A 9806-nucleotide genomic window follows, 5' to 3' on the forward strand; every position below is an offset into this window, starting at 1 on the left:
TAACTTACGTCGCCGTAAACTGGCAACACCATGTGAATCAAGGCACGACTGAATTAAATCAGGCTCAAGCACATCGGCCAGACAGGTGAATTCGGTAAGACGATTGATATGAGTACGCGCCAAAGCTGCTGAAAGTTGCATAAAAAAATCCGATGACAAGGGGTCATCGGATTTTGATCCTTTCAGTGAGATCGTCAAGCGATCTGTCTTAACTGATCGGCATTACGCCTTAGGCGCCTTTTACTTCAGGGAACATTCAACTCGAAGACGGTTTGCTGTCGATAGCCAATGACTTTGGCCAAGCATTGATCACGGCCTTAATCAACGAGGCTAAAGGAATCGCAAAAAACACCCCCCAAAATCCCCATAAACCGCCAAATACTAATACGGCAGCAATAATCATGACGGGGTGTAAATCGACAGCATCAGAAAACAACACGGGCACTAACACATTGCCATCCAAGGCTTGGATAATACCGTAGCCCAACATCAAATAACCAAATTCGGCACTAAAGCCCCATTGGAAAAACGCCACCAACGCAATCGGCAAGGTCACTAAGGTCGCCCCAACATAAGGGATAAGCACGGAAAAGCCGGTTAACACACCGAGTAATGCTGCGTAACGTAGGTCCATAACGGCAAAGAAGATATAACTGGCTGCCCCCACAATAACGATTTCAATCACTTTGCCACGGATATAATTGAAAATCTGCTGATTCATCTCCGCCCACACCTGATTGGCCAATTCACGGTTATTGGGGAAAAATCGTTTTGCACCGCGAATCAGCTCCTGTTTATCTTTTAAAAAGAAAAACACTAACAACGGCACCAAAATGGCATACACCATCAACACTAACAATGACGCCGAATACCCTAAGATATGTTTACCCACATCTAATAAATGCTGGGTATCCATTAAGGTTCTCACAGAGGCAACCATGCTATTTAACTGCTCGGGAGACACATATTGAGGGTATTGATTCACCAGGTTTTCGGCCATTAATAAGCCTTTATCCAACATCCCTGGTAGTTCAGACAACAGCGAACCACCTTGGCGCCATAAGCTTGGCAATAAACCAAAGGTGATTAATACCATCATCCCAATAAATAACACCAGCACCACCGAGGCCCCTGCCACACGGCTTAAGCCCAGGCGACTCATTTGTGCAACAGGCCACTCCAATAAAAATGCCAGGACCAGCGCCACTAAAATCGGCGCTAATAAGCCACCACCGAAATAAATTAATGATGCCAGCATCACTAAAATGAACACTAAAGTGACCGCTTGTGGATCACTAAAACGATCCTTATACCATTTGTTGACAAAACTCAGCATTTCTTCATCCATTAACACTTACAAGAAAAATGGGATTTAACGATTAGGTTTTGGTGATCCATACGGCCAAATGACCTAATTGCGTTGGAGCAGTACGCACAACATGCCCTTGTTTTTTTATGTACTCGGGAACATCACGACAAGATTGCTTGTCAGATAAGATAACCTGCAATTGTTGTCCTGTCGGCAATGCTTTAATTGCCATCTTCACCTTGACTAGAGGATAGGGGCAACGATGGCCAGTTAAGTCAATAAATTCCATAATCAACTTGCCTTCTATAAGGGCAGACTATTATGCTAACTTGCCATCTGATGTACAAGGCTTGCTAGCACTGCACTAAAGATAAATCACAGAAATATAAGGATCATCTTGCTTAAGTCACTGCCGAACCACTTACGCCAAAAATGTATTGCGGCCACGCTAAGTGTCACACTTGCGTTGCCAACGATTGCGTCAGCGAATGGTTACAACCATTTGCAATCAGATAGTCAAAATCTGCCGGAATTGGGCACCGCTGCGGTGAATACATTTAGTTTAGAAAAAGAACAGCTCTATGGTGATACCTACATGCGTATTATCCGCGGATCTGCGCCTGTGATTAATGATCCTGTATTGAGCCAGTACTTAACTGAATTGGGAAATCGCTTGGTAGCCCATGCTACCGGTGTGAAAACCCCCTTCTATTTTTTCTTATTGAATAACGATGAAATCAATGCATTCGCATTTTTCGGCGGCCATGTTGGGGTTCACACCGGTTTGTTCCTCAATGCGGATAATGAAAGTGAATTGGCCTCGGTGCTGGCCCACGAAATTACTCACGTCACTCAGCGTCATTTGGCCCGAGGCATAGAAGCCCAACAAAAAGCAACTCCAGCGACCATTGCTGGCATTTTGGGCGGCATACTATTAGCCATCGCCGCCCCACAAGCCGGCATGGCCGCATTAGCGACCACCCAAGCGATGGCTCAACAAAGTTCGATCAACTTTACCCGTTTACATGAAAAAGAAGCCGATCGTATTGGCACACAAGTGATGGTCGAGGCCGGATTTGATCCCAATGGCGCCGCCGATTTTTTTGCTAAGCTCGCGACCCGTTATCGCTTTACTACTAAGCAACCGCAGATGTTGCTAACCCACCCATTACCTGAGTCGCGGATCACTGAAGCCCGCAGTCGCGCCAACCAATATCCGCCCATGGCGGTACCCGCCAGTCTGAATTACGATTTGGCTAAAGCACGGGTGCAAGTACGCTTTTCGGGTTATAGCGATGATGCGGTGCTTATCATGTTTGATGAGCAACTTAAAAAGAACAATTACCAGTTTAAGCAAGCCGCTTTATATGGCAAAAGCTTAGCGCTATTTAGAAATGAGCGTTATCAAGAAGCCGAAACCATTATTGACGGGTTATTAGCGCAAGATGGCAACAACCTCTTCTATCTAGACACTAAGACCGATCTGTTACTGCAACGCCATGCCTTTGAGGATGCCATTCATCGGTTAAGTGCTCAGCGCAGCCTCAAACCCAGCTCGCAAGTCATTAACCTCAATCTGGCTAATACGTATATTGAAGCCAAGCAAGCCCAACTGGCGATCCCCATATTGCAAGAAATGGTGTTCCTCGATAAGCAAAATCCGCTGCCGTTGCAACTATTAACTCAGGCTTACAAAGTCCTCGGCAATAAAGCGATGGAACACTATGTTCGCGCCGAAAGTTTAGGCTTGATAGCCGATTATAGCGGGGCGATTGATCAGTTAAATTACGCCTATCGCGCCTCAGAGGATAACCCATTAGAGCAAGCAAGGATTGATGCAAGGATCCGTCAATTCAAACAATTAGAGCGCTCTTTAGATCAATTCAAATAGCGGCAGAGATCACAAAATGCTAGACTAGCGGCTCAAAAATTTAGGAGCGAAACCTATGGATAAGGTAGTAATTTTTCATAACCCTAGATGTTCCAAGAGCCGCGAAACATTAGCGTTAATTGCACAACATGGCTATCAGGCAGATATTTTTCTGTATCTAGAACAACCCTTAGAGTTAGCTATGATAGATAGCCTGCTGCAACAGCTAGGTTTTGACAGTGCCCGTCAACTGATGCGAACCAAAGAAGCAGAATATAAAGACCACAAGCTTGCCGATATTAGCGATGAAGTTGCGCTGCGTCAGGCATTAATCACTTATCCCAAACTCATCGAACGCCCGATTGTTATCGTCAATGACAAGGCAGTGATTGGTCGACCACCAGAGTCAGTATTAGCCCTACTCTAACGGAGGTTTCATGAGCACCCAAGGTTTGTTAACTGCCAGTCGCATTGGTTATGTAAGCCTCGTAAGCCTATTAGCTTGGTACTTTATTAGTCAGGGCCTCGCGGCATCTAGCCCCTACTCCCCTTGGTTTAGTGTGGTGGGATTCATCCCCATTCTATTACCTCTTAAAGGCATAATCCAAGGTCGCCCTTATACCTTGGCTTGGGCTGGGTTTATCTTATGTTTATACCTGCTCCACAGCTTAACCTTGTGGTGGGTTAGCCCAGAGATGCGCGGGTTTGCTACCGTCGAAACCCTGCTATTACTCTTCTGTCTCACCTGTTTTTCCTTATTTGCACGCCTCCGAGGCCGTGAATTAGGTCTAGGACTCAAAAAACAAAAAGCATAAAACAACGCTGGCAACTCGTTTGCCAGCAAAATCTAACATCTGGGTTTTTAAGCAAATGTAGCCGTGATATAGTCATTCGATAACAATAATAAATACATAGATACAACCTTTGTTAACGAGGGCTTATGAAGAATATACGGTTAGCAAGCGTTACCCTGTTAGGTATGCTATTTCTGCAAGCATGCGGAGGTTCTAATGACGCCGCGGATACCCCCACCGAGCCGCCATCACCCAACTTAGCCAGATGTGATGCTCCGACGGGATTAACTACCGTCATCGATGACGACACCTATCGTGTTCTGACTGAAGCCAATTATTTCCTCAACCAAAATCAGCAAATTATCGTCCAACCTAAAGTCAGTAGTGCGCAATGGCGTTTTTTGTGGCGCCAACTTCGCGGCCCAAATGTAGAGATGATCAGCCCAACTAGTCCGGTATTGTCGTTTGAGGCAAGCCAAGCGGGTGAGTATTCGTTTGAGATTGCCATCACCACTGCTAATAGCACGGTCAATGAACAGGTGAGCATTACCATCGCCAACCCAAGTCAAGCTTTAACGGCTCGGATAGATCATCAGGCGGTGGAAGGAAATAATGTCAGTTTCCGACTCGACTCAGCAAACGCAGCCAGTGCAATCAGTTGGTGCATTCAGAGTGGCCCAGATCTCCAAGTGGATGTTTCACAGCCTAATCGACCGTTATTTACTGCGCCACAGGTGGATAACGATACCCTCAGCGTGCTGCAAGTTACCGCCAACATCAATGGGGTCAGCCACAGTGATCAAGCGTTTCTATTAACCACCAACCAGGCGGCAATTAACTCGCCCTATTTCGATGAGCCGCTGGCGCGAGTGCACGCGTACCGTTCATCGTCAATGCAAGCCGCATTAGAGCGCTGCATTTATTCAAATCAATTAACTAGCCCTTGTCGGATCAGTGAATTACCCCTGATTGGCCAAACAGATAACTCGGACAATATCGATGCTATATTAGATAGAGTGTTGGTATCTCACCCTTGGATGGGGGATAACTTTGACAGTTTCTTAAGGCAAATGGATCCTAATAGTGATTTTATTAGGCTGTTACAATCGGTCAGCGCCATTGTCATCAGTTATGATGTGCGGCCGTCATTTTACTGGGTCTTAACCGGTGCCATTTATCTCGATCCCAGCGACTTGTGGCTGACACCCAGCCAGCGAGATACCATCAATGAAGCCCCAGATTATCGTTCTGGCTTTGGTAATGACTTGCAATTCTTAGTGCCATGGCGTTACGTGAAAAATAATCAGTATGCCAATAGTGTCATTGGTCGTGATGTCCGCCGCAGCCGAACGCTCGACGAGTTACGTGCCGATTTAGCATCGCTGCTTTATCACGAACTCGCCCATGCCAACGACTTTTTTCCTCGCAGTGTCCACCAGCAACTGGTCGGTGACACCTTTGTTGACGCCTACAATAGCCGCAACAACGCCAAGCAATTAGTCAGTGATCTGCTCACTCAAGGCTATCCTCTGCAAAGCGATGTCATGTCTGGTTTAGCTCAAGTCCGCTTTATGGGAGCCAGTGCTAACTCGACCCAACGCCAATATTTGCCTGCCGATATCAGCAGTTTCTTTAGCCAAGACAGTGCCAATGATTTTTATAATTATTCTACTATCCGAGAAGATGCGGCCATGCTATTTGAAGAGTCGATGATGAGTTATCGCTTAAATGTGATAAGGGATGTCGCGGTCACTGACAAGCCAGAGACCATCACCGCAGACAGTATTATTGTCGATTGGGGTCAACGAGGACGCATTGGCGATGATGCCCTGGCCAGTCGCGCTGCATTTGTGATTGAAGCCATCTTGCCTGAGGAGAATGGCATCAACCTAATTAACAGCTTACCTGAGCCTATCTTGATGAATTCAGGTCAAAGTTGGGCGGCAAACTTAGGGATATCTCAGCAACAAAACCGCTCAGTGCAACAAGCGGCTAGCCCGCTCTTGCCAGCCGTTAACCTCGAAGGTCGTCATGCCGGCCGACGTCCACAGCAATAATGCCTAGCGCCGCACATGCAACCAATGTGCGGCTTAGAGCCTGAGGGTTTCTTTAACAAAGGGGATAGTGAGCTTACGCTGATGGATCATTGACGCTTTATCAAGCTTATCAAGGACATCAAATAAGGTACGTAGATCGCGTGCCATGCGGTTTAATAGAAAGCGCCCCACATCATCAGGTAAATGGAGGCCACGCATCGCACTGCGCCTTTGTAAGGCCGCCAGTTTTTCATCGTCAGCCATCGGCTGCAATTGATAATTAACGCCCCATTGCATCCGCGAAAGTAGATCCGGTAACAAAATACCGATGTCACTGATCGGCTTAGCAGCACTCACCACTAAGGAGCAACGCCCATGTTCTGTGACGCGATTATATAAATCAAACAGGGCTTCTTCCCACAACGGGTGACCTGCAATCGCATCGACATCATCAATGCAAATTAAGTCCAGTTGCTCTAATCCTTCAAGTAAGGCGGGGGAAATACTGGCATGAATGCCCATCGGTAGGTAAAAACTGCGTCTATCTTGGTCATTAGCATAGGCACAGGCGGCATGGAGTAGATGAGTACGTCCTGACTTCACTGGGCCCCATAAATAAATGGTATGCGCGCCCTTCCCAGCGGCGGAGATTTGTAGGGTCTGGATCAGTTCATCATTGCCTGCGGCGGGATAATAACTGTTAAATGTTTCATCATCCGGTAAATGTACCGGCAAAGATAACTGTATAGGTGAGTTTTGTGTCACTCAAAAATTCTCAATCACCGAGCTGTTATGAGGCGTCTAGTTTATCACGGACGCCCAGCAAATTGTCAATTTCACGCGGTTTGACACCGATTACAGTGTCAAATGGTGATTATTGCCACAAATAATATAAGGTTACCCGCGGCGCAGCGGGCACAGGCGCCACCAAATCGCCAACATCACTTGGCAAGGCATCTTGTGGCTTAGCCGCAAGTTGCACCTGACTATCACGACTAGGATCAGGATTTAGCCCTTCAGGAAGTGCGCTCGGTTTCGTTGTCTTTGCCGCTTGAGACACCAAGGCAAGGGTTTTAAACGGACTCTCAGGCACTAAGTTTGACTCTAATGCCAACAGGCGCTGTAAATCTTGTTCACCAGAAAATAACCCGAGCTCAAATACCACCGCATTGGATGTTAAGCGCGCTAATTGCGCCTGTTTGACCACACTCAACTGCTGCAAGTATTGTTGTAATTGCTGCATTTGCTTAAGATCAGTAATGCCAGACACCTGCAAATTAACCACGGAACCTTCACCAGAGTCCGCCACCGCATACTGCGCGACTAAATACTGGCTGATCTTGGTTAACATTACTTGAGCCGCTTCGGTTTGACTCATGACATGGCCGGCATCAGTCAATAAAGGTAAACTGTCGGCGCTGTCATCTTGGCCAAATAATGACAAACGATACTTCCAGCCGCTATCGTCTTGAAGCACTGAGGCGATCACAAAAAAGTCGGCCTGATATCGTGTGGATGCGCGAGCAACCTGCTCAGGAAAGACCCCAAGCACATCGGTTAAGCCCACTTGCATCATGTCGTCTAAATCTAACACTGGGAATAATAACGGCATTGCCCGTTGTTCGGCTTGTTGCTTAAAGTCCTGACGGATAGTCAGACTACTGCCATCACTGACTAACTGGCGTTGAGCATTCGCTTCGGCAGTGGACTCGCTGGCTAACCATACTAAGACCAGTGGCCGCTGCTGGCCCCACACCGCGACATTGGCTTCACGCAACATACGGATGAGCGCGCGTTGATCAAAGCTGGCAGTCACCATCAGTTGCCCATCCACTTGCAGATAGCCAAATTGCCTCAACATCCGATCGGGATTCACCAGTTGTTGTTCGATAATCGGATTGAGTAATACCTCAGGATTACCGGTATTTTTAATGATCACTTCTTTGAGTGCTTCAGTCATCGCCGTTTTACGGGCTTCAGCACTTCTATCAGTGACAGGCACGACCGCCTGATTGAGATGTTCAACTTCCACCGCATTGGCTGAAACTTGCATCAAGTTCGCGCTAAAGATCATGAACAGAATAAATAATTTACGCATTTATCTGTGATATTTCCAATAACAATATAATGCCCGAAGTGTACCACAGATACGCGTTTTGGCGAGTGCACTCAAGGGATGTTTTGACCAAGTTCAACCCCTAAGTTGTTCCAGTTATTGTGATGAATAACAAATTAATCCTCATTTAAAATGACAATTCCATGTTAAAATCAGTGGCTTTACCCAGAAATAGAATCAATTTCGTCTCTAGATGAGGAGATGCCTACTAGTAGGTATATTGCGTATGGTTAGTTCAGCGCTCAAAGCTCCTTTTTTATAGCAACCTTATTTGACAATCATCTGGTTCCTCGATAACGAATCACAAAAATGAGATCCTTTTATGAGTAAGTTCGCTCTGCCCCTTCAGGGAGCGCAGATGTTATTTGTGGCATTTGGCGCACTCGTGTTAATGCCGCTTATCACTGGCTTAGACACCAGTGTTGCCCTATTTACCGCCGGTATCGGTACCTTACTGTTCCAGTTAATCACCAAACGCCAAGTGCCGATTTTCTTAGCCTCATCCTTCGCCTTTATCGCACCGATATTATATGGCGTACAAACCTGGGGCATTCCTGCCACCATGGGGGGATTAATGGCTGCCGGTTGTGTCTATGTCTTATTAGGCACAGCGGTAAAAATCAATGGCGTTAACTTTATTCATCGCTTATTACCCCCCGTGGTGGTAGGTCCAGTGATTATCGTGATTGGCCTCGGCTTAGCCCCAACGGCTGTAAATATGGCATTGGGTAAAACCGGCGATGGTAGCAGTGTCTTAGTGGCTCAAGATTTAGCACTATTTATCTCACTCGCCTCGTTGCTTACCACCATTATCGTGGCCATTTTTGCCAAAGGGATCATTAAATTGATGCCGATTTTATCCGGCATTGTGGTGGGCTATTGTCTTAGCTTATTTTTTGGCATCGTCGATTTTAGCCCTGTTGTTGCGGCGCCTTGGTTTGCCATGCCCAATTTCGTGGCACCAGAATTTCATTGGCAAGCCATCTTATTTATGATCCCAGTCGCGATTGCACCGGCGGTAGAACATATTGGCGATATTCTGGCGATCTCCAATGTTGCCCAAAAGGATTACATCAAAAAGCCCGGTTTACATCGCACCTTAATGGGTGATGGGGTTGCCACCATCGCTGCGGCCACCTTTGGTGGTCCACCAAATACCACCTATTCTGAAGTGACCGGTGCCATTAGCTTAACCCGTAACTTTAATCCGGTGGTGATGACCTGGACGGCGATTACAGCTATCGTACTGGCTTTTGTAGGTAAGCTTGGCGCATTAATGCAAACCATTCCCGTCCCCGTGATGGGCGGTATCATGTGTTTACTCTTTGGCTCCATCGCCACCGTCGGCCTCAACTCGTTAATTCGTAACCAAGTTGATTTAAACCAGCCGCGCAATCTTTGTATTGTTGGGGTAACACTGGTGTTCGGTATTGGCGGAATGGCGTTTGGGATTGGCGAGTTCAGTCTCAGCGGTATTAGCTTATGCGGTATTGTCGCTATCTTAATGAATTTGCTGCTGCCCGCACATTTTCACGAACAGCACAAATCACGCTAATAAAAATGTATGGTCCGCCTCGTTATTGCAAATGATATTTCCGATAACGAGGTTGGTTTGCGCTAATGTATTCGGAGTCTTCATTAGGTGCTACCACCCGCTCCACGATGAGTTCCGCGCTAGATT

General features: G+C 46.7%; 10 protein-coding genes. 5 read left to right on the forward strand and 5 right to left on the reverse strand.

From position 1 onward, the window contains the following. The 3 genes from KU855_RS17960 to KU855_RS17970 all read right to left on the reverse strand — a co-directional run. On the reverse strand, positions 1–141 hold a 141-nt coding region (locus KU855_RS17960), incomplete at its 3' end, for a transposase domain-containing protein (RefSeq protein ID WP_218532485.1). 115 nt (positions 142–256) lie between these two features. Beyond that, a complete protein-coding gene (locus KU855_RS17965) occupies positions 257–1336 on the reverse strand; it encodes an AI-2E family transporter (RefSeq protein WP_218532466.1) in 1080 nt (359 codons plus the stop codon). 43 nt (positions 1337–1379) lie between these two features. Continuing rightward, a complete protein-coding gene (locus tag KU855_RS17970) occupies positions 1380–1598 on the reverse strand; it encodes a sulfurtransferase TusA family protein (RefSeq protein ID WP_218532468.1) in 219 nt (72 codons plus the stop codon). 177 nt (positions 1599–1775) lie between these two features. Between KU855_RS17970 and KU855_RS17975 the strand changes: the two genes are divergently transcribed. The 4 genes from KU855_RS17975 to KU855_RS17990 all read left to right on the forward strand — a co-directional run bounded on the left by KU855_RS17975 (position 1776) and on the right by KU855_RS17990 (position 6030). Beyond that, entirely contained in the window at positions 1776–3200 is a 1425-nt protein-coding gene (locus KU855_RS17975) for a M48 family metalloprotease (RefSeq protein WP_256261118.1), read from the forward strand. A gap of 55 nt (positions 3201–3255) precedes the next feature. Next, positions 3256–3606 (forward strand): arsenate reductase (glutaredoxin), encoded by a 351-nt coding sequence (gene arsC, locus KU855_RS17980; protein ID WP_218532470.1) that lies wholly within the window; start codon positions 3256–3258, stop codon positions 3604–3606. Between the two features lie 10 nt (positions 3607–3616). Continuing rightward, positions 3617–3994 (forward strand): DUF2069 domain-containing protein, encoded by a 378-nt coding sequence (locus KU855_RS17985; RefSeq protein WP_218532473.1) that lies wholly within the window; start codon positions 3617–3619, stop codon positions 3992–3994. Positions 3995–4119: 125 nt separating this feature from the next. Continuing rightward, positions 4120–6030: a hypothetical protein gene (locus KU855_RS17990; RefSeq protein ID WP_218532475.1), complete on the forward strand. Its 1911-nt coding sequence runs from the start codon at positions 4120–4122 to the stop codon at positions 6028–6030. 33 nt (positions 6031–6063) lie between these two features. Here KU855_RS17990 and hda read toward each other — a convergent pair whose 3' ends face one another. After that, a complete protein-coding gene (gene hda, locus KU855_RS17995) occupies positions 6064–6774 on the reverse strand; it encodes a DnaA inactivator Hda (RefSeq protein ID WP_218532477.1) in 711 nt (236 codons plus the stop codon). A 109-nt stretch (positions 6775–6883) separates the two neighbouring features. Further along, positions 6884–8107 (reverse strand): DUF2066 domain-containing protein, encoded by a 1224-nt coding sequence (locus KU855_RS18000; protein ID WP_218532480.1) that lies wholly within the window; start codon positions 8105–8107, stop codon positions 6884–6886. Positions 8108–8447: 340 nt separating this feature from the next. Between KU855_RS18000 and KU855_RS18005 the strand changes: the two genes are divergently transcribed. Next, positions 8448–9680, forward strand: a complete 1233-nt coding sequence (locus tag KU855_RS18005; protein WP_218532483.1) for a uracil-xanthine permease family protein — start codon at positions 8448–8450, stop codon at positions 9678–9680. The last annotated feature ends 126 nt before the right edge of the window (positions 9681–9806 follow it).

It is taken from the genome of Shewanella sp. NIFS-20-20 (assembly GCF_019209865.1).
Classification (GTDB): domain Bacteria; phylum Pseudomonadota; class Gammaproteobacteria; order Enterobacterales; family Shewanellaceae; genus Shewanella.